This is a genomic window from Nocardia sp. 852002-51101_SCH5132738, from assembly GCF_001665695.1.
In the GTDB taxonomy this organism is placed as follows: domain Bacteria; phylum Actinomycetota; class Actinomycetes; order Mycobacteriales; family Mycobacteriaceae; genus Nocardia; species Nocardia nova.
In genome coordinates this window covers 26,354-43,492 of the sequence record NZ_LZML01000175.1, presented here as the reverse complement: position 1 = coordinate 43,492, position 17,139 = coordinate 26,354, and the positions used below count along the sequence as shown (strand labels likewise).

General features: G+C 65.4%; 18 protein-coding genes. 6 read left to right on the top strand and 12 right to left on the bottom strand.

Annotation, left to right across the window (positions count from 1 at the left end):
- Nucleotides 1-53: 53 nt before the first annotated feature.
- The 7 genes from A5789_RS26325 to A5789_RS26295 form a co-directional block, all read right to left on the bottom strand.
- The gene (locus tag A5789_RS26325; protein ID WP_155525945.1) at nucleotides 54-1,202 is read right to left on the bottom strand and encodes an NAD(P)-dependent oxidoreductase; all 1,149 of its coding nucleotides are present in this window, start codon (nucleotides 1,200-1,202) and stop codon (nucleotides 54-56) included.
- 17 nt (nucleotides 1,203-1,219) lie between these two features.
- Nucleotides 1,220-3,103: a hypothetical protein gene (locus A5789_RS26320; RefSeq protein ID WP_064902554.1), complete on the bottom strand. Its 1,884-nt coding sequence runs from the start codon at nucleotides 3,101-3,103 to the stop codon at nucleotides 1,220-1,222.
- A 158-nt stretch (nucleotides 3,104-3,261) separates the two neighbouring features.
- On the bottom strand, nucleotides 3,262-3,642 hold the full coding sequence (locus tag A5789_RS26315) for a hypothetical protein (RefSeq protein WP_064902553.1): 381 nt from the start codon (nucleotides 3,640-3,642) through the stop codon (nucleotides 3,262-3,264).
- Nucleotides 3,639-4,931, bottom strand: coding sequence for a cytochrome P450 (locus A5789_RS26310; RefSeq protein ID WP_227463186.1), 1,293 nt, complete (start codon nucleotides 4,929-4,931; stop codon nucleotides 3,639-3,641). The genes A5789_RS26315 and A5789_RS26310 overlap by 4 nt, the downstream gene beginning before the upstream one ends.
- Before the next feature lie 9 nt (nucleotides 4,932-4,940).
- Complete coding sequence (locus tag A5789_RS26305) at nucleotides 4,941-5,999, bottom strand: cytochrome P450 (RefSeq protein ID WP_082940973.1); 1,059 nt, start codon at nucleotides 5,997-5,999, stop codon at nucleotides 4,941-4,943.
- A gap of 339 nt (nucleotides 6,000-6,338) precedes the next feature.
- Nucleotides 6,339-6,857 (bottom strand): hypothetical protein, encoded by a 519-nt coding sequence (locus A5789_RS26300; protein WP_155525944.1) that lies wholly within the window; start codon nucleotides 6,855-6,857, stop codon nucleotides 6,339-6,341.
- Between the two features lie 120 nt (nucleotides 6,858-6,977).
- Complete coding sequence (locus A5789_RS26295; protein WP_064902551.1) at nucleotides 6,978-7,406, bottom strand: hypothetical protein; 429 nt, start codon at nucleotides 7,404-7,406, stop codon at nucleotides 6,978-6,980.
- Between the two features lie 161 nt (nucleotides 7,407-7,567).
- On the opposite strand from A5789_RS26295, the gene A5789_RS26290 reads away from it, so the two are divergent.
- Nucleotides 7,568-8,353, top strand: a complete 786-nt coding sequence (locus A5789_RS26290) for an aminotransferase class IV family protein (protein ID WP_193615622.1) — start codon at nucleotides 7,568-7,570, stop codon at nucleotides 8,351-8,353.
- 66 nt (nucleotides 8,354-8,419) lie between these two features.
- A complete protein-coding gene (locus tag A5789_RS26285; protein WP_197516741.1) occupies nucleotides 8,420-9,337 on the top strand; it encodes an SUMF1/EgtB/PvdO family nonheme iron enzyme in 918 nt (305 codons plus the stop codon).
- A 71-nt stretch (nucleotides 9,338-9,408) separates the two neighbouring features.
- On the opposite strand, the gene A5789_RS26280 is transcribed toward A5789_RS26285, so the two are convergent.
- Nucleotides 9,409-9,747 (bottom strand): hypothetical protein, encoded by a 339-nt coding sequence (locus A5789_RS26280; protein WP_064902549.1) that lies wholly within the window; start codon nucleotides 9,745-9,747, stop codon nucleotides 9,409-9,411.
- Between the two features lie 144 nt (nucleotides 9,748-9,891).
- Nucleotides 9,892-10,161, bottom strand: a complete 270-nt coding sequence (locus tag A5789_RS37470) for a hypothetical protein (protein WP_193615621.1) — start codon at nucleotides 10,159-10,161, stop codon at nucleotides 9,892-9,894.
- 180 nt (nucleotides 10,162-10,341) lie between these two features.
- Here A5789_RS37470 and A5789_RS35990 point away from each other — a divergent pair, with 180 nt between their 5' ends.
- A complete protein-coding gene (locus tag A5789_RS35990) occupies nucleotides 10,342-10,875 on the top strand; it encodes an NUDIX hydrolase (RefSeq protein WP_231953326.1) in 534 nt (177 codons plus the stop codon).
- Here A5789_RS35990 and A5789_RS26275 read toward each other — a convergent pair.
- Nucleotides 10,807-11,904, bottom strand: coding sequence for a helix-turn-helix transcriptional regulator (locus tag A5789_RS26275; protein ID WP_155525943.1), 1,098 nt, complete (start codon nucleotides 11,902-11,904; stop codon nucleotides 10,807-10,809). The genes A5789_RS35990 and A5789_RS26275 overlap by 69 nt on opposite strands.
- A gap of 177 nt (nucleotides 11,905-12,081) precedes the next feature.
- Between A5789_RS26275 and A5789_RS26270 the strand changes: the two genes are divergently transcribed.
- The 3 genes from A5789_RS26270 to A5789_RS26260 all read left to right on the top strand — a co-directional run bounded on the left by A5789_RS26270 (nucleotide 12,082) and on the right by A5789_RS26260 (nucleotide 14,236).
- Nucleotides 12,082-12,915 carry a helix-turn-helix transcriptional regulator gene (locus tag A5789_RS26270; protein WP_231956661.1) on the top strand — a complete coding sequence of 278 codons (834 nt, stop codon included), beginning with the start codon at nucleotides 12,082-12,084 and terminating at the stop codon, nucleotides 12,913-12,915.
- Between the two features lie 22 nt (nucleotides 12,916-12,937).
- Entirely contained in the window at nucleotides 12,938-13,765 is an 828-nt protein-coding gene (locus A5789_RS26265; RefSeq protein ID WP_064902546.1) for an SAM-dependent methyltransferase, read from the top strand.
- Nucleotides 13,766-13,828: 63 nt separating this feature from the next.
- Nucleotides 13,829-14,236, top strand: coding sequence for a hypothetical protein (locus A5789_RS26260; RefSeq protein ID WP_064902545.1), 408 nt, complete (start codon nucleotides 13,829-13,831; stop codon nucleotides 14,234-14,236).
- Between the two features lie 172 nt (nucleotides 14,237-14,408).
- Here the strand turns inward: A5789_RS26260 and A5789_RS26255 are convergent, their stop codons facing one another.
- Both A5789_RS26255 and A5789_RS26250 read right to left on the bottom strand, forming a co-directional pair.
- A complete protein-coding gene (locus A5789_RS26255) occupies nucleotides 14,409-15,263 on the bottom strand; it encodes a DUF4913 domain-containing protein (protein WP_064902544.1) in 855 nt (284 codons plus the stop codon).
- Complete coding sequence (locus A5789_RS26250; RefSeq protein ID WP_064923609.1) at nucleotides 15,260-17,110, bottom strand: type IV secretory system conjugative DNA transfer family protein; 1,851 nt, start codon at nucleotides 17,108-17,110, stop codon at nucleotides 15,260-15,262. The genes A5789_RS26255 and A5789_RS26250 overlap by 4 nt, the downstream gene beginning before the upstream one ends.
- Between the last annotated feature and the right edge of the window lie 29 nt (nucleotides 17,111-17,139).

The following is a 17,139-nucleotide window of genomic DNA, read 5'->3' as shown; positions in this document are numbered from 1 at the left end:
AGCTCGGCGGCGCACAGCACCGCGCTGAGAAGACCGCTCCAGAACCGCCGCCCCTACCATCGGCCTGCCTCGATCCCGGGGACGATATTCGCCAACGGGCCAGCCTCAACCTCCGGCAAACCAGCCGAGGCTGTCGGTTCTGTGGAAGACCGGACGGCAGGAACGCAATCCCATGGCCACGGCTGCCCGCCCCGCAGAACCCGAATCACGTTCTCTGTCACAACATCAGCGACGCCATGGTTCGCGTCGCGGGTGCGGCCGGCCACGTCTGGTGTGTGGATCACGTTGTCGCGGCCGAGGATCGGATCATCCAGAGCGACCGGTGTGGTCTCATACACATCGGTGGCCCACGCCAGCTCGTCGCGCAGGACGCGTGCGCGCAGCGCGGCGAGATCGATTCCAGCGCTGTCGATGGTGACCACCAATGAGCCCTGCGCCAGCCGATTAACCACGTCGGATTGCATCCGCAAGCGCGACGATCCAGAGGCAACGATGAGGATGTCAGCGGCCTGGGCCACCTGCTCTATGCCCACGCGCTCGACACCGCACACGAGGAAATCGGTGTCCTCGGCATCCGGATCGACCACCGAGACCACCGCGCCGAACGCCGAGCACAGGTCCGCGGCGTGCATTCCGACCGGATCCAGACCTGCGACAACGACTCTCTTGCCGCGCAGTGTGCCGTTGACATAGTCGAGGTGATCGCTGACCTGCCAGCTGGGAAGCGGCCACGCCGCAGGGCCTTCGACCGCCATCTTGACATGCCAGCTCGGCAGCTGCCGCAACGCCGCCAGCGTCAACGCCAGTGCCATCTCCGCCCGCGAATAGGTGTGACCGCGCGACCCGTCGATATAGGGAATGCCCCGCGCAGCCAGCTGTGGCGCCACCACAGGGCCAGTCCCGGTAATCCCGGCGACGACCTCCAGCCGCGGCATCGCCGCGATGTCCTCTGCACGGAGCTCGACGTCGAGCAGCACCAGCGCGGGGACTTCCGCAATCCCCTCGATCTCACGCAAAGACTTGCCAGCGGGCAGGCTTTCCCACATCACCGTGAGATCCCGGCTGACCAGGCCCTCACGCAGTCGGTCACCCAGGAACGGCCACCTGGCCTTCAAGTGACTGGTGTCGACCACCAGAACGTCCGGACAGATGCAGACGGGTAGCCGCGTCATCGGCGGCGGCACGGAACGGATGTCTATCAACGGAAAACTCCTGAGCCTCAATTGGTTCGACTGCTGGGTAGGGGCGCGTCCGCGCGAATGAAGCTGTCCTCGGTCCAGCCGCTGAGTTCACGCCAGGGGGCCGTGTAGTCGGGGCCCGACAGCGGTGACCCGGGAAGATCGGGGACGTCGAAGGCGCCCACCAGGTCCGGGAGCCGTCGGGCGAGACTGCGACGATGCTCGACCAACTCGCTCGCCAGGTCGCCGGGGTCCGGGACAGCTGTTTGTAGCCGCTGCCGCTGGGCGCTGAACCAGCCGTAGTGGGTGGAGATGCGGTCGGCGGCGTAGGCGGCAGCGATGGTGGTCAGCATGTGCCGGGTGTCGGGATCGCTGGTTTCGGTGGCTGCGATCAGGGGTGCGGTAGCAAGAGCGCGTTCGGCGGCCGCGTTGGTCAGAGCGATGGCGGCCGAGTCCGGTCCGAGCACGGGCCCGGCGACGGTGAGATCGCCGTCGCGGATCGCCGCCGCGATCACTCGCTCTCGCTCGGTAAGCGCCTGGGTGAGGGTCGGTAGCTGTTCGGGAGTTCCCGGCAGGTGGAGTGGCCCGGTCTTCGTGAGCTGGCGCCCGGCTTTGACCTGCATGGCTTGGGTGACGCCTTCGGCGATCATGGCGCCGAGTGCGTTGGCGTGCCATTCGCCGAGCCTGCTGTTGATGGTGGCGCCGTGGGCGGCGGTGTTGAGCCGGACCATCAGCAACTGCTCGTAGGCGGTGATGGTGCATGAGGCTTTCGCGATCATCGCCCACACCATCGTCTCGACGGCACCGGCGCCGGCAGCCGATCGCATGGTGCTCAGCTTGCGGACGAGGATCGTCGCCGGGTACAGGGCGGTGACGGCAGTGACCAGATCGGCTTGGACTGGATCGCGGTCTATCATCCGCCGCCCCGGCTGGGGTGGATCGAACTGATGACCGCCACGTTGCGACGCGAAACTGTGCAGCCCCCAGACCGCGGCGCGGGCTGCGGCGAGTTTGGCGCGAGCCAGGTCGAGTCGCCCAGCTCCCAGCGGGATGCTCGCACGGTGGAACCGCTCGGGCACCGGCACGTCGGATTCGAACCGCCCGTCGTCGGTGATTCGTGCCCAATCACCGCCCAACACAGCGTCTTTCGGCACCCAGCAGTCGAGGAACCGGAACATGTAGTGGGGCAGTGTCGAGATACCTTCCGGAAGCAAAACCGCCTCGACGCCGGGCGCGAAGTCGGTGCCATCGTGCAGACGGAGCAGGATCGGCAGCACCCCTTCATCGCGTCCGTCGACGATCACGCGGGCGGTGACCACCATGACCGTCGGCAGCCCGAGGCTGGGATATTTGCCGTTGGGCTTGAACTTTGACGCCCGCAGATCCGGGGTGCGCAGCCACAGGCCCTCGGTGCCCGAATCCCAGATCGCGAGGGTGCGGCAATCGGCGCCGTTGGTGCCGCCGACCTCGGTGATGCCGGCCAGGCCGAGTGCCTTACCGCTGTCGAGGTCGTGCAGGATTCGCTGCTGATAGTCGGATCCGTTGCCGAGTGCGGCGATCGCGCCGATCGCCAGATCCAGGTGACCGGTCAATGGTGTGAGTCCTGGTGGGGCGAGCACGGCAAGCTCCTCGGCCATCAGTCCCCGCAGCTCGTCATCAGCGGCGACTGCGATCGCAGATCCGCCGATATCGGCAATCGCCGCTCGCAGCTGCCCAGGCCCGAGTACCGACTTCTTGAGATAGGTCAGGCCAGGCTGTGGCCGGTAGCCGATCGCAGCCGCGGCCTCCCGCACCAGCGACCGCTGTGCGAGGTCTGTGCCGAACAGGGCTGCACCCAGCGCGCCGGTGGCGGGTACGTGTCGGTCGACGGGGTCGCCGTTAATGCCGGCTTTGTCAGTGGTTGTGGTGGGATCGGTGGTGGTCATTTCGATTCCCTTCGCGGTGCTGCTGGCGCCACGTCCGGTATGGATGGCCGGTAGGTGTGTCGCCGAATTGCTTTGAGCCCCATGGCTCTCGGTGCGGGATGTGAAAGGTGGGCAAGCCGGGGTGCCGGATCGGTGCGATCCAGTCCGCCCCCCGGAGGTCAGCGCAGCAGCCCGACCGCGCGCAGCGCCTCGACGTAATCCCCGGGCACGGACCTGGCCCGCACGATGGCGTCTACAAGCGCCACTGCGTGTGGGGCAGGGAGGTTTTCGCAGACCTCGGCGAGATCGGCGTGATCGACTCCCCACCGCTCACCGTGATGCGGCTCGCGGGCTCTGGCACGAACTACGGCCGCCAGCTGTGCGGGCGCGTTGTCCCACCACTGGTGGTCCAGCTGTTCGGCGGGCGGAAGGATGTCACACAAAGTCCACGCCTGCGAGGAGGTCAACGTGAGAGTGTCGACGAAAGAGTCGACGGTCTCGCGCGTCATGCCGACGCCGGCGGGGTCGAGGCGGGCCGTCAGGGATTCTTCAGCGGTCATGATGGCCTCCGGGTAGTGGGGTGCATCGGGGGTACAGGCAGGAACTCGACCGGGAATCCGGCCATTGCGCGGTGGAAGGGACCCGGGCGCCAGACCGGTTCACGATTGACCGGGACGAGGTCAGGAACGGCGTCGAGCAGCCACTCTGTGCCTGTGTGGGCGATGAGTTTCGTGAGGTCTCGCGCATCCTTGGGACACGCATGTCGCCCGGTGCTCCAGCCCAGGTGCGAGTCGTTGACCGTCCGGTTCTTCTGTATGCGTGGATCGTTGTTGCAGGCAGCGAGGCTGATGATGACGGGCTCGTTCGCTGGCAACCAGATGCGCTGCCCGTCCGGCTGGGTTTCGACGACGGTGGGGCCGGGTGGAAAGGTAAGGCAGAAGTTCGCCATCGGCGGGTCGAAGAACAGCACGTCGTCTATCGCATCGGCGATCGTCGAGCTGACGTTCGTTGTGCTGGAGGTGAATCGGGGATCGGTGATCATGTGCAGCACCGTGTTGGCGATCAGGTTGACCGTCGGTTCGATAGCTGCTCCATAGAGCAGGACCAGTTGGTGGATGGTCTCTTCGTCCGACAGCGGCATGTGCTCGCTCGGGACGGTGGGGAATGCCAGCAGGCGCGTGGTGATGTCGTTGCCGGGGTGGATCCTCTTGCGCCGGACGACCTGGCCGAGTGCCCGTGCCAGGTCCTGTTCGACGGTCTCGGTGTCGTCGGTGGCGTTGAACATTCGCGCCATCGCATCGGCCACCTGAGCACCGGTGTCGTCCGAGCAACCAATCAAATTGTTGAGGACCCCGAACACCATCGGATACGCGAAGTCGCTGAGGACGTCTGCGCGCCCGCGTTGGCAGAACCTGTCGATCAGGTCTTCCGATCTCCAGATCACTTCTTGGCGCACCGCGTGCGGATCGACACCGGCCAGGGCGTCGTTGATCGCCTTGCGCAGACGAGAATGGGTGGCGCCCACGGCGTGCAGCACGTTGGGCCGCCACAGCATCATCGGTTTGATCGGGCAGTCGTCGGCCACTCCGTCCTGCCACGCGCGCGGGTCTGCGGGGAAACGAACGTCGTCGCCGAGGATGTATCTGGCTGTGTGCCAGCTGATCACCAGGGTCGCCGGCACCTCTGGTGCGAGCAGCACCGGCACTAGCGGCCCGTAGTTGTCTCGCATGTAGCGGTAGGTTTCGTGCGGGTTGGCGGCGAATTCCGGCGTGTGCAAATTGATTCTGGGCCCGACCTTTTCGATCGGGATGGACGCGGCACTGACTACCGCGGGCTGTTGCTGCATCATCAACGCCTTCTATGGAAGCGGGAAGGTCTTCGAGGGCGGGAACCGCACGGGAAGCGAGACCAGAGACCGGCTGAACGGGTCACGCACCCATACAAGGTGGTTGGCGGGCACGGCGAGCTCGAGATCCGGTAGTGCATCCAGCAGCTGGTCTAACGCCGAGCGTGCGATCAACGTCGCGATCGGCTCGGCCGGGCACATGTGCACCCCGGCGCCGAACGCCAAATGCGCGCGGTTACCTCTGCGGTCCTCGCCCATCACCGCGGGATCGGCGTTGCAGGCCGCCAGCCCGACCAGAAGCGGCCAGTTTTCCGGCAGCGTGCCGATGTTGTCGAGGACCTGCATCTGCCGCGGGAACCGTGGCGCCGCGACAGCTACCGGCGGATTCTTGTGCAGCACTTCATCGATGGCGTCCTGCCCCGACAACGCTCCCCCGAGCACATCGCCGCCGAATCGTTCGTCGGTCATCACCAGCAGCACCGCGTTGCTGATCAACGCCCAGGTCGGCGCGATGAACTCACACAACAACAGCAGCTGCTCGACGATCTCTTCGTCCGCCAGGCCGGCAGGGTGCTCCATCAGCCACGAGGTGACATCGGCGTCCCGGTACGCACGTTTGCCCTGCACCGTGTTGATCACCACTTCGCGCAGCATCGTCCGGCCCCGGACAGCGGAAGCGGGATCGGCGGACTGCACCATCAGCAGCGCGTCGATGATCTTTCCGCCGACCTCTGGCGCAAAGCCGAAAACACCATGCAGTGCCTCGGCCACCAGAGGAATGGCGAAACAGCCCACCACATCCGTCTCACCGGCCTCGCAGAAACTGTTGACGAGCCCCACCGCACTGCGGGCAGCCCTCGTCTCCAACGCCAGCATGTCGACCCGGGCAAGACTGTCCACGATCGCGCGGCGAAGCCGCCGACGATCATCACCACGGGTATGCAGGGCGTCGCGGCGAGACCCGGGGAGGGTCAGCGCCGGCGATCCCGCTACCGGCTCGGTGGGATAGCGATCTTCATCGTTGAGGACTTCCAGCCCGAGCCGGTAGTTGATCACCAGCGTTGCCGACACACCTACATCGACTGGGACCAGATGCGAGTGCCACGACCGCATGTCCCGGAACGCGGCGTGTGGATCCGCGGCGAACTGCTGCCCAGCGATCGGAAAAGGCGGAGCGCTCCCCAGTGGCGGGCCGTGCTCGATCGGGCACCGGCCGGGGCCGGTGGATGGCGTGGACACAGAAATACTCCAAACGTGTTGAGGGAAAAGAAATCTGCGCGCAACAGCCGATGTGTTGATGAGATCGTTCGGCGCACAGTGACGCGGCAACCGGAGGAGACGGCTACCGCCGCACCCTGGTCAAAATGCTCAAGTCGATACCGCCGCCGCCCAAAACGCGGCGGCTCATTGCTAGGCCGCCGGTAATCGAATGCGGCCAGTCTTCGCGGCGATCGTCTCGACGACCTCGCGGTAGGACGGCAACCAGGAATCCACCGGCAGGCCGGCCAGCCAGGTGCGGGACTCGTTGCCCGGCGTCGGCAACGCCAACTCCGCCCCGTGCCCGGCAATCGCTACGTGAGCGTCGTACAGGATGGCCTTACACCTGCGCAGGTCGTCATCCGGCGCCGGAGGCGCAGTCATCACGACCCGAACACCCTCGCGTAGCTCGAAGACCGGCAACGGCCGCCGCGGCAAGGCTTCCGCGACAGCGTCTGCGATCTCGCCGCTCACCATCAGCGCCGTGAAGCGGTGCGCACGAACCGTGATCGCTTTATAGGTGGTGTCGAGATGGGCCGGGCCGTACAGCTGTTCGTATCGGCGCTTGCACTCCGCGAAGGACTCACCGGTCTCCAGCGTCCTACCCGCACCCGGCTGTGGGTGAGATTCCTCGCCGACATCGAGCTGCGGCGGCACAGTTGCTGTTGTCACGAAACCTCCATCAACGAATTCATGGAATGGCAAGAAGAACAATCGATGTGAAGAAGCACGGGCGATCCGAAAGCCGACGACCACCATGGCCTGTCGCAGGGCTCGCGCGGGTGTCGTTGGTCATCCAGCACCCGCCCGGTAGGTACGTGGCGCCGCTCTATCGACGATCTCGGTCCAGCCGGCCGCCCACCGGGCCGCCTCGGTGAAGACCTCATGCCGCGCATCGCCCGTCGCGCCTTCGCGTCGAACCGCGTCATCGGCGGCGACCGCGGCCGCGGCGAACTTGTCGGTGTAGGCGCCGATAGAGACCCGCTGGTCAGTGTCGCGAAGGTGCTGCGCCGCCCACGCATCGATCGCCCAGATCAGCTCCAGACGGCGGCGAGCGACAAGCGAGCTGTCCCTCCCGAGCGCGTTCCGGGGCGTTCGCGCCAAGTCGGAAGCGAGGGCGGTCACCGGATGTGTACCCGGCCCGCGATCGCCGCGCACCGCTGCCCACAGCTGGTGCCAGTCCGGGAGGACGTCATCACTGACGAGCGCGCGGGTGGTCATATCGCCTCCCGGGCGTCACGCTCCGCGATTTCCATGCACTTCAGCATTGGCGCAACCGGTGTGAGCCGGAACTGCATTACCACTGAACTGCACTGAATTTTCACCGAATTTCGCGCCTGGGCGCTTGCTGCGCACCGGTTAGCCGGTGGGACACTGGGCCCATGATGGAACTCAACGGCGTGCCGGTCACCGTCGAGGCTCTGGCGCCGCTGGCGCTGGTCGGACTCGGCCACTTCACCTCGATGCGGGTCGAGGAAGGCGGCGCGGTTCGTGGACTTGAAATGCATCTCGATCGGCTGATCCGCGACAGCCGTACCGTTTTCAACGCCGAACTCGATCCCGATCGTGTCCGTGCCCACGTGCGGCACGCCATCCGCGACGCCGACGGGCCGGTAGTCGTCCGAGTGACCATCTACGATCCGGGCATTGAGCTGTCCAAGCCCGGCGCCCCCGCGGAGCCGCACGTGCTGGTCTCGACTCGGCACGCACCGGCCGGGCCGGCGGCCCCGCTGCGGCTGCAATCGGTCGTGTACGCGCGAGATCTGCCGCGGGTCAAGCACATTGGTCTGTTCGGTGCCCTGCACCAACGCGCAGCCGCGCAGCGCCAGGGCTTCGATGACGTCGTGTTCACCTCCGGTGACGGCTCGATCAGCGAAATCGCCACCAGCAATATTGGATTCATCACCGGCGAAGGACGTCTCATCTGGCCGCGCGCCGAAGTCCTCCCCGGCACCACCATGCGGCTGCTCAACCAGGTTCTCGACGAAGACGTGGTGAACGAGCGCGTCACCCTCGCCCAGCTCGGCGACTACGCCGCCGTCGTCGCCACCAACGCCGCGACCGGCGTACGCGCCGTGTCCTGCATCGACGACACGAAATGGCCCGAGCACGAAGCAGTGACGGTCCTCCAGGAAGCTTACAAATCCATTCCGCCGCAACGGATCTAACACAACGCCGCCCCCGGCTCCCAGTAGGCTCGGACGCCACCAGAACGAGAAGGGGCGACGCTGTCGATGAAAAGCCTGGTTCGGCCGTGGACGGGAGCTGAAGTAGCCGCGCTGCGCGACGCCCGGCGAATGTCGTTGAACGAATTCGCCGCCCACCTCGGCGTCACCGAACGTCAGGTCTCCTATTGGGAGGCCAAGCGAGCCGCCATCACGCCGCGGCCGGCCAATCAGGCTGCTCTCGACACCTCGCTGTCCCGGCTCAAACCCGACGAGCTGACGCGATTCCTTGCCCAAGTGCCCGCCGACGCGATAGGCGACTCCCCCGACACCGACCAGCTGATCCAGCCCGACCGCATCCGCCACCCCGTCGACGGCCGCTCCATGACCTGGATCCCCGAAGGCGTCTACCTGTCCGGCCCCATGGACCAGCCGGTCTGGCTTGCCGGATTCCACATCGACACCTACCCGGTCACCAACGCCGACTACGCGGTGTTCGTCACAGCCACCGGACACACGGCGCCACGGCACTGGGGCAACGGCCGGCCGCCCGCCGACCTCGCCGATCACCCCGTCGTGTGGGTGACCCACGACGACGCCACCGCCTACGCCCGCTGGGCCCACAAACTGTTGCCCACAGCGCAGCAGTGGGAGAAAGCCGCCCGCGGTACCTCCGGCGCCACCTGGCCGTGGGGCAATCAGGTCACCCCGGCCAAGTGCAACTGCAAAGTCTTCGACCAACCTGGCGCCACCACACCAGTCGACTGTTTCAAGTCCTCGGTCAGCCCCTACGGCGTGTTCGATCTCTGCGGCAACGTCTGGGAATGGCTGTCGACCGAATCCAGCCCCGGGCGGTTCGAACTCAAAGGCTCGTCCTTCAGCAGCCTGCTCGAAGCCGCCCGACCAGCGGCGTTCAACGACGCCAATCACCTCATGTGCGATGACGACACAGGATTCCGCTGTGCTGCAATCGGTCTCAAATCGTGAGCCGGTTCCCCGGTATTCCTCGCCACCCGTCGGCGCACCGCCCAGCGGCCATCTCAGCCGCACCCTGGCACTCACGCTGACCCCGACGGAACGAACTCCGCGACCGCGCCAGGCGCATCCAACCGCGGCCAGCAGCCCGCGGGCCGCAAAGTCCACACGGCCGCGTCCTGCCGCACCGCATCCAGCCACCCAGTCAAATGCGCGACCGTCGGCACGATCAGCGCGGTGATGTGCGAAGGCGCCAACGTCGCCAGCAACAACCCGAAGTCGGCATCACCATGCTCAATCCGCACTGCGCACAGATCGAATCCATGCCGCCCCGATAGGTCTCGAACCCGCGCGGCATCCAGCTCGGTGTCATCCCCGGACAAGTCGCTGCGCACGATCCCGTACGCCCGCACGATGGTCATACCGGCCTCCGGATCACCGCCGACTCGAAACCAGCAGCATCGGTCAACGCCACCCAGTAGCGAGTGACCGCGCGCCCGTCGGGGGCCTCCGTCTGCTTGACGCCGTTCAGGCCCCGGATCCGCTGGCCTCCAGCGGCACACTGACTAGACATCGTCGACATCCGCCGACAAAAGGGCAGCAGCTTGTGTCCACAGCTCCGGCGGCACATCCCCCTGTTGGTTCACGGCTTCCCGCGCGGCTGATGGGCTCAGTGCAGGTTCATCACGAACCGCGCCGCCCGATGCTGCTGAATGGCTGGGTGCGCCGTGGTTGATTTCGGAGACGATGACGCGGCCGTTGACAATCCTGTTGCGTTGATCGCGCCGTCGAAGCGCGGCGCCTCGTGCTACCGGCTTGCCTCTCAACCAGGACATAAGTCCAGCGTGGCGGTAATGCTGTGCGTTGGGAACGTAGCAACCCGTAGCAACCAGCAAACGAATTCGCCGTTCAGCAAACAATCGACCCGCCGGTACCGTGAGGCAATGACTGATCGCCCCCCGCGCACCACGGTTCACTCCGGAAAGCTGGTATATGACGGCCGACCATGGTTGTCGGTGGAACGCCACCACATCACGACGCCTGATGGAGTCGATCGGCATCACCACGCGGTGCGCCTGAATCCCGTCGCGATCGTCACCGCCATCGACGATCACGGCCGAGCTCTGCTGCTACAACGCCACCGGTGGATCGTCGACACGATCGGCTACGAGTCGCCGGGCGGCATCGTGGATTCAGGTGAGGAACACGAATCGTGCGCGCGTCGAGAGCTATTGGAAGAGACTGGGTTCACCGTCGAGCGACTGACCCTCGTCGCGGAACTCGAGCCGATGCCCGGCCTGGTACAGACACCGCATTACATCTTCCTCGGATACGGGCCACAACAAGTTGCAGCGCCAGCAGACGCAGAGGAGGCGGGACAGCTCGTATGGGTACCGCTGCGTAGAACCGCCGAGTTATTGGCGACAGGGCAACTTCTCGGAACGGGCACGGCGGTCGGGATGCTGGCAGCAGCAACGAATTCAGCTGGCGGCCAGGAGCTTTCGGGTTCGGAGCTGGAGCGAGTCGTGCCGGCGACGGAGACGTCCTGACCCCAGGTCACCGATATGGTCGGCTGTGGCCGAGAGCAGCGACACCGCCTCTTCTCGTCGGCCGGCGTTGATTGCTGCCTGGGCAAGATCGAGCTGCTGGGCACATCGTGCCCTGACGAAGTCCTCGGGGATCACCTGCATGGAGTCGCGAGTGAGCGTTGCAGCGGCAGGATCACCGAGCCGAGCAAGAATATGACCAGCCCAGCGAGATAGATGTGTTTCGTTGTGGGCTATGAACGGCATTTCGTCGTCGTCACAAGAGTCGTCGGACGGCAGCAGGGCTTCCGCAGCCGCCAGTGCCTCACGCGCTGTCGAAGCATGACCGGGGCAATAGGTCGCCACCTGGGCACCGGTGGCCGACAGCCACGAGCGGAGCAGCGGAGGCAGTCCAGGTATGCGTTCCGCCTGAGAAACCTGTGCCAGCGCCGCGGCGGCCTGCCCTTTTTCGGCGTGTCCTGTTTCGGCGAGCATCACCGCTTCCTCACCGATCGTGTGGGCCAACAGGATTGGATCCTCTGCGCGCAATGCAGCGGTTCGAGCTTCTTTGTAGTGCGCGGCGGCCGCAACTGTGTCGCCCACGTCGAAATCCTGCCACGCAGCCAGTGCCGCAGCATCTGCCTGTGCACGAGCGATCACCAATCGATCCGCTCCTTTGCTGCTGTGCCACATCGCATCCAGTGCGGTGACGTGCGCAGCCGTTTGGAGACGGGCCGCGGGAGCGCCGAAGCGTCGATCGAGCATGCGCAGGCTGTTGGTGTGGTTCAGCAGCACCTCGAACAGAGTGTCACCACGGGCGGGGTCGACGGTAGCGGTTGGCATGCCGAGCACTTGCCGCAGCAATCGGGCATACAGAGTATCCGGCGTGTGCCGGCCATTTTCCCAGCGCGACAACGCGATTCGGAGGCTGTGGGGGGACATGAGAGCGATTCCCTGCTGGCTCGCGTGGGCGCGCAGGGCGGCGATCAACTGAGCTTGAGACCAGCCACGGCGGGCGCGTGCTGTCCTGATCTCCTTGCCGTCGATCGTCACCACCTCCCTCGAGTCCGCCCTCGTTGCCGCGCGAGCGGCGGTGTCGCTGTTCCGATAACCATAAGCTGATAATCAGAATTCAGGAACCGAATCGGGGATATCGAAACGGCGGCTACGGTAGTACCCATGGCAACGCGGACCGCCCGGGGACTTCTACTCGGACGCGAGATCAACTACATGATTCGCGCCTCCGGCAAGAGCCAAGCCGAGGCGGGACAGATCATCGAGGTCGGCCAATCCCGTATCAACAGCCTGATCGCCGGTACAGGTCGCATCTCGGCCGGTGACCTCCAGCTGCTGGCGAAGCAGCTGGGATTCTCCGACGAGCACTACATCCAGAGCCTGCTCGAGCTGCGGCGAGACAAATATCGACGCGGCTTCTGGACGACCGGACATCGCCGGGTCTACTGGGAGGAGCTTCGACTCCTCGTGGACCTCGAAGAACAGGCAAACCGGCTCCGGATCACAGAATCCGAGATCATCCCGGGCCTGCTACAAAGCGAGTCCTACGTCCGAGCACTACATGCGAACATGTCGGACGCCCACACCGGCGTCACCGTTGAAGACTGGGTGCAGGCACGGCTCGAGCGCCAGCGAAACCTCGTGAAGGCCGAGGCCCCGGAGTTCCACGCCGTGCTCTCCGAATCCTGCTTGCGGCGCCGCCACGGTGACCCCAAGGGCCACGTAATGATCGACCAGCTCCATCACCTGATCGATCTGTCCCAGCGCCCCAACATCCTGATCCAGATCATGCCGTTCAACACCCCCGTCGAGGGCGGCGGGATGGAGGATCGCTTCACGCTCATCCGCGTCCCTTCACCCGGCGCGGCCGGCGACCTCGAACTCGCGGTCGTAGAAGCTCTCGGGGAAATCCGCTACATCCTCGACAAACCGCCGGTCGGCGCCCGCGAAGCCTTGTTCGTCCGACTCAGTGCCGCGGCACTCAGCAGCGAGGACTCGCGAGAGTTCATCGACCACATCGCACGAACCGTCCAACTCCGGACTTCATAACACCATCTACGAAGGGGAACCCATGGCCGAGTATGACTTTCGGGCCAGGGAAGTCGACACAGGCACACCGACATCGGCGCGTCTGTACCACTACTACCTCACCGGTGAGCCGGTCTACCGCAACGACCAGATCTTCGCCGACAAGGTGTACGACGAACTGCCGTTCCTGCACACCTGGGCACTGCACAACCGTGCCTTTCTCGCCCGAGCCGTCAGGTTCATGGCCGCAAAAGGCATACGCCAATTCCTCGATATCGGCTCAGGCTTACCGACCGGCGGCAACACACACGAAGTCGCACGAGACATCGCGCCAGACGCTCGCGTCGTCTACGTCGACAAAGACCTTGATGCAGTCGTGCGCGCACATCAACTTCTGCGGCGAGAGAACTCCCTGGAAAAGACGGCGATCGTCGAAGGCGATTTGAGCGACCCCGCCAGCATCATCGACCACCCAGACTCACGCCGGCTACTCAACACCGACGAGCCCGTTGGCCTGCTCATCGTCTCCGTCCTCCCCTTCGTTCCCGACGCCAGCGACCCTCACCGGCTGGTCGCCGACATCCGAGACCGACTCCCACGCGGAAGCTACTTCGCCGCCACCCACGTCTCCCTCGAAGACGCCGACGAACACACCAAGAAACAAGTCGCCGCCGCGGCGGCTCTCTACCAAGCCACATCGGATCCGGTCCACCTGCGAGACCGTGCCACCTTCACCAGATTCTTCGACGGCTTCACCGTGATATCCCCTCCAGGTGTCACCTACGCCACGGACTGGCAGCCAGACGGCCCTGTAGACCGGGACGATCCCGCGCGCCCATGCAATTTCGCCGCAGTCGGACGACGACCGTAATCGCCCGAATCGCGAGGATTGAGGCTATACAGGCTGAACAGAGTTATAACGAGAGGAACCGAAATGCTCCCCATCTTCACCGCCCGCGACTGCGTCAAAGCAGCGCGCAGCGCGGGTGGGAACTCATGCGTGCGGATAGGCCGGAAGAATGGCTGGACCGTAATCTGGGACGACAAACTCGCAACGCCCGAGACCGATCGAGGCGCACCGCTTCCCCCGGGTCAGACCCTGGTCGTCTCGGACGAGCAGTTCGATGCATTTCAGGAAGCGCTCCGCGCTGGACGCACCGATGGGCAATGCATACGCATCCAGCAGTCACCGGCGGGGCAGTACACGTTCACTGCCCACCATGCTGCTCATTCGCGGAACACCGGTGTCGCTCTCCACTTCGATTGCGACGAGTTCGATGCGTTTATGAGCGGTGTCCGAAATGGCGAGTTCGATCTCGCACAGTTCCCAACGGCAGCGTGACAACGACGAGACTCATCCTGTTGCAACTGGAACGCCCCGCCCGGCCCTATCGCGGCTTGGATCCGACGGAGCCGTTTCGCTTTCCGTCGCCGCGGTTACGGCTCCCACCCGTCGAGGCCGAACTCGAGCACCAGCGTTACACCAGGAACCAGAGCTGTGGCCAACCACGCATTCACTGCTGTTGTCCGCGGTGCCGAAAGTCTGGACCGAATCCGAGTTCTTCTACAGGGGTGGAGTTTCCGGGTGGGGTGAACCAGTTGGTCGCAACGTCGGCTGTGGGTAGTCCGGTTTCGGGTGTGTGGTGGTCGGGCGTGCAGCGGTGCAGGGGTCCGTTCGCGGCGTCGAGGATGTATCGGAAGTGTGGGTCGATGTGTGAGACGAACAGCGTCGACATAGCCGAGCCGTCCTCAGCGATGCGAGCGGCTTCGAACACGACGTGCAGGGCGGCGAAGCGTACGGCGATGCTGCGGTGGTCCCACCATCGTCGGCACCAAGTGTATTGGTCTTCGCGGTGGTTGGCGGCGATGCGGACGGCGGTGACCGGCAGCAGCCATTGCTCCACGAAGTCGGCGTAGTGGCCGAACCGGAACGGCTTTCTGGCACTGGACTCGGTGTCGGATTTGCTTGTGGGGGTGAACCATCCCGGAGGCACTGGGTCGTAGGACAGTGACGGCAGCCCGATGTGTTTGGTGCGGGTGCAGCGGTGCAGTGGGCCGTTGGCCGCGTCGAGGATTACGTGGAAGTGGTGATCGAGGTGGTGCAGCAGGAGGGTCGACAGGCCGGCGGCGTTCTTGTCTGTGCGCATGGCTTCGAAGGCGCGGTGCATGCAGGCGATGCGGACGGAGACTGCGCGGTGGCGCCACCACTGGCTGCACCAGGTCCAGGTGTGTTCGCGGTTGGCTTCGGCGAGGCGGACGGTGATGAATGGAAACAGCCATTGCTCGGCGAAGGTGACGAAGTCCGGGTAGGCGGGAACCGATGCTTTGCGCGGCTGCCGTGAAGTGCCCGGTGTCGCTGGTGTGGTCATAGTTCGACTCCTGCTGCGCCACCGGCGTTGTCCGGCCTCGCGGGTGGTGTGGGTGGGTTGCTGTAGCGGGCCAGGGAGCGGGTGACGAGTGGGGCGAGGGTGGGGTTGTTCCACCAGAATTGTTTTTCGATCAGGACCGGTTCGTGGCCGGGGAGGCGGACCAGTGCGCGGTCCTTGGGTAGGCGTGCGAGTTTGGCGACGCTGAGGATGGGTTCGGCGCGCCAGCTGGTGCTGCGGTTGGTGCCTCCCGGGCCGGTCGAGCGTGAATGATCGGCGACGTCGTGGTCGTCGACGAGTCGCGCCCACTGTTCCAGGTAGGTGGGGGTGGCTATGTTGCCGCCGTAGATTTCGATCGATTGGGCGCGGATGACAGTGAGACCGTTTGCGCCCCAGAGATCTTCGGCTTGTTCGAGGACTTGCACGATGGTCAGCAGGATGACCCCGCACCCGGCGGCGTAGGTGTAGTAGCTGGGCAGCGCGTCGATGAGCGCGCAGTTTGCCGCTTCGTCGAGGACCGCCAGCAGAGGCACCGCTAGGCGGCCGTCGGGGCGTGCGCGGGCGAATGTCAGCGCGGATTCCAGGATTTGGCCGACGAGTGCGGCGGTGAGGGCGGCGGCGGAGTCCGGTCCGGTCATCGACAACGCGAACAGGGTGTCGTTGCTGGTGACGAAGTCCGCGGGTTTGAATTCGGGCAGGTCGTGTGTCGTCGGTGCCAGCGCGGTGTCGATGACGATCGCGTCGCTGGTTTCGTAGACGCTGATGCGTTTGCGGGCGGGCGGAGTGATCATGGTGGCGTAGGCCTCGTCGGAGAGCACGTTCAAGAACCTGCGCGCCATGTCGTACAAACCGTCCCTCTGGCGCGCGTACAGGCCTTGCGCGTCCGAGACCCGTTGCGCCGCACGGACGTGATGGTGGTGGCGCAGGATCAGGATGGGTGTCTGGTCTTGATCGCTGGACAGCCATTCGGCAACGTGGAGCAGGTCGCCGTCGACACACGCGGCCGCCAGAAGGTACAGGGCCAGCAGTTCTTGAGCGCCGCCATCGAAGTACGAGTCGACGCGGGCGTTGGCGCGCTCCGACGCTGATCCCGACGCCCCGGATACGAAGAACGAGGCCAGCTTGCGTGCGGCGGCGAGGGTGTGGATGCGGGCAAGCAGGTCGACCCAGAACCCGCACTCGGCCTGCCCTGTCACCGCCTGGAGATCGCACAGCCAGACTCGGCCGCGTTGTTCGCGCCCGAAAGTGGTGTGCCGGTATAGGTCCGGTTTGTTGGAGGTCGCCAGCACCGGTCCCCACGCACTCAGCACCGCGGGGATCGCCCATGCCATTGTTTTGCCGGTACGCTGCCCGGCCGCGATGAACACACCCATCTCTGCCGGCACGAACAACTCCACACCCCCGACGACCGTGCGACCCAACGGCGGCCCCGGTAAAGCCCGCACATCGGCTGGGGCGTCTTTGAGAAGCCGCTCGGCGGCGGTGGCGTTGTCTTGCTGTCGCGCAGCCGAGATCTGTCGCGGGGAGACCATTGTGCGTGCCGCCTGGTCGATGTCGTTGCGCCGCATCGCGGCCCACCGCCCGCGCGACATGATCGCGAACGCGCCGATGGCTGCCAGCGTTACCGCGAAGATCGCGCTGGATTGCCACGGCCAGCGATGCCGGCCAGCCATCACTTGGAGTAGCGCCGCGACCGGGTGGGCGGTGATAGGCAGTCCGGCGCACCAGCTTCCGGCCGACAGTGCCGCCCATGCGAGCAGCGCCAACGCAATGAGACCGAGAGCTAGCAGCAGCAGCCAGGTTTCCTCGCCGAGCCCTCCGGTGGTGCGGCGCCGCGTCTGCCGCGCCATCACACCGCCCCCACCCAGACTGGGGACAA

What these genes read in the sequence shown, in the direction of transcription:
- A5789_RS26315 (WP_064902553.1), bottom strand. Translation starts at nt 3,642, where the DNA reads ATGACCGCTGAAGAATCCCTGACGGCCCGCCTCGACCCCGCCGGCGTC.
- A5789_RS26255 (WP_064902544.1), bottom strand. Translation starts at nt 15,263, where the DNA reads ATGACCACACCAGCGACACCGGGCACTTCACGGCAGCCGCGCAAAGCA.
- A5789_RS26250 (WP_064923609.1), bottom strand. Translation starts at nt 17,110, where the DNA reads ATGGCGCGGCAGACGCGGCGCCGCACCACCGGAGGGCTCGGCGAGGAA.
- A5789_RS26260 (WP_064902545.1), top strand. Translation starts at nt 13,829, where the DNA reads ATGCTCCCCATCTTCACCGCCCGCGACTGCGTCAAAGCAGCGCGCAGC.
- A5789_RS26270 (WP_231956661.1), top strand. Translation starts at nt 12,082, where the DNA reads ATGATTCGCGCCTCCGGCAAGAGCCAAGCCGAGGCGGGACAGATCATC.
- A5789_RS26320 (WP_064902554.1), bottom strand. Translation starts at nt 3,103, where the DNA reads ATGACCACCACCGATCCCACCACAACCACTGACAAAGCCGGCATTAAC.
- A5789_RS26290 (WP_193615622.1), top strand. Translation starts at nt 7,568, where the DNA reads ATGATGGAACTCAACGGCGTGCCGGTCACCGTCGAGGCTCTGGCGCCG.
- A5789_RS26280 (WP_064902549.1), bottom strand. Translation starts at nt 9,747, where the DNA reads ATGACCATCGTGCGGGCGTACGGGATCGTGCGCAGCGACTTGTCCGGG.
- A5789_RS26295 (WP_064902551.1), bottom strand. Translation starts at nt 7,406, where the DNA reads ATGACCACCCGCGCGCTCGTCAGTGATGACGTCCTCCCGGACTGGCAC.
- A5789_RS26285 (WP_197516741.1), top strand. Translation starts at nt 8,420, where the DNA reads ATGAAAAGCCTGGTTCGGCCGTGGACGGGAGCTGAAGTAGCCGCGCTG.
- A5789_RS26310 (WP_227463186.1), bottom strand. Translation starts at nt 4,931, where the DNA reads ATGATGCAGCAACAGCCCGCGGTAGTCAGTGCCGCGTCCATCCCGATC.
- A5789_RS26265 (WP_064902546.1), top strand. Translation starts at nt 12,938, where the DNA reads ATGGCCGAGTATGACTTTCGGGCCAGGGAAGTCGACACAGGCACACCG.
- A5789_RS37470 (WP_193615621.1), bottom strand. Translation starts at nt 10,161, where the DNA reads ATGTCCTGGTTGAGAGGCAAGCCGGTAGCACGAGGCGCCGCGCTTCGA.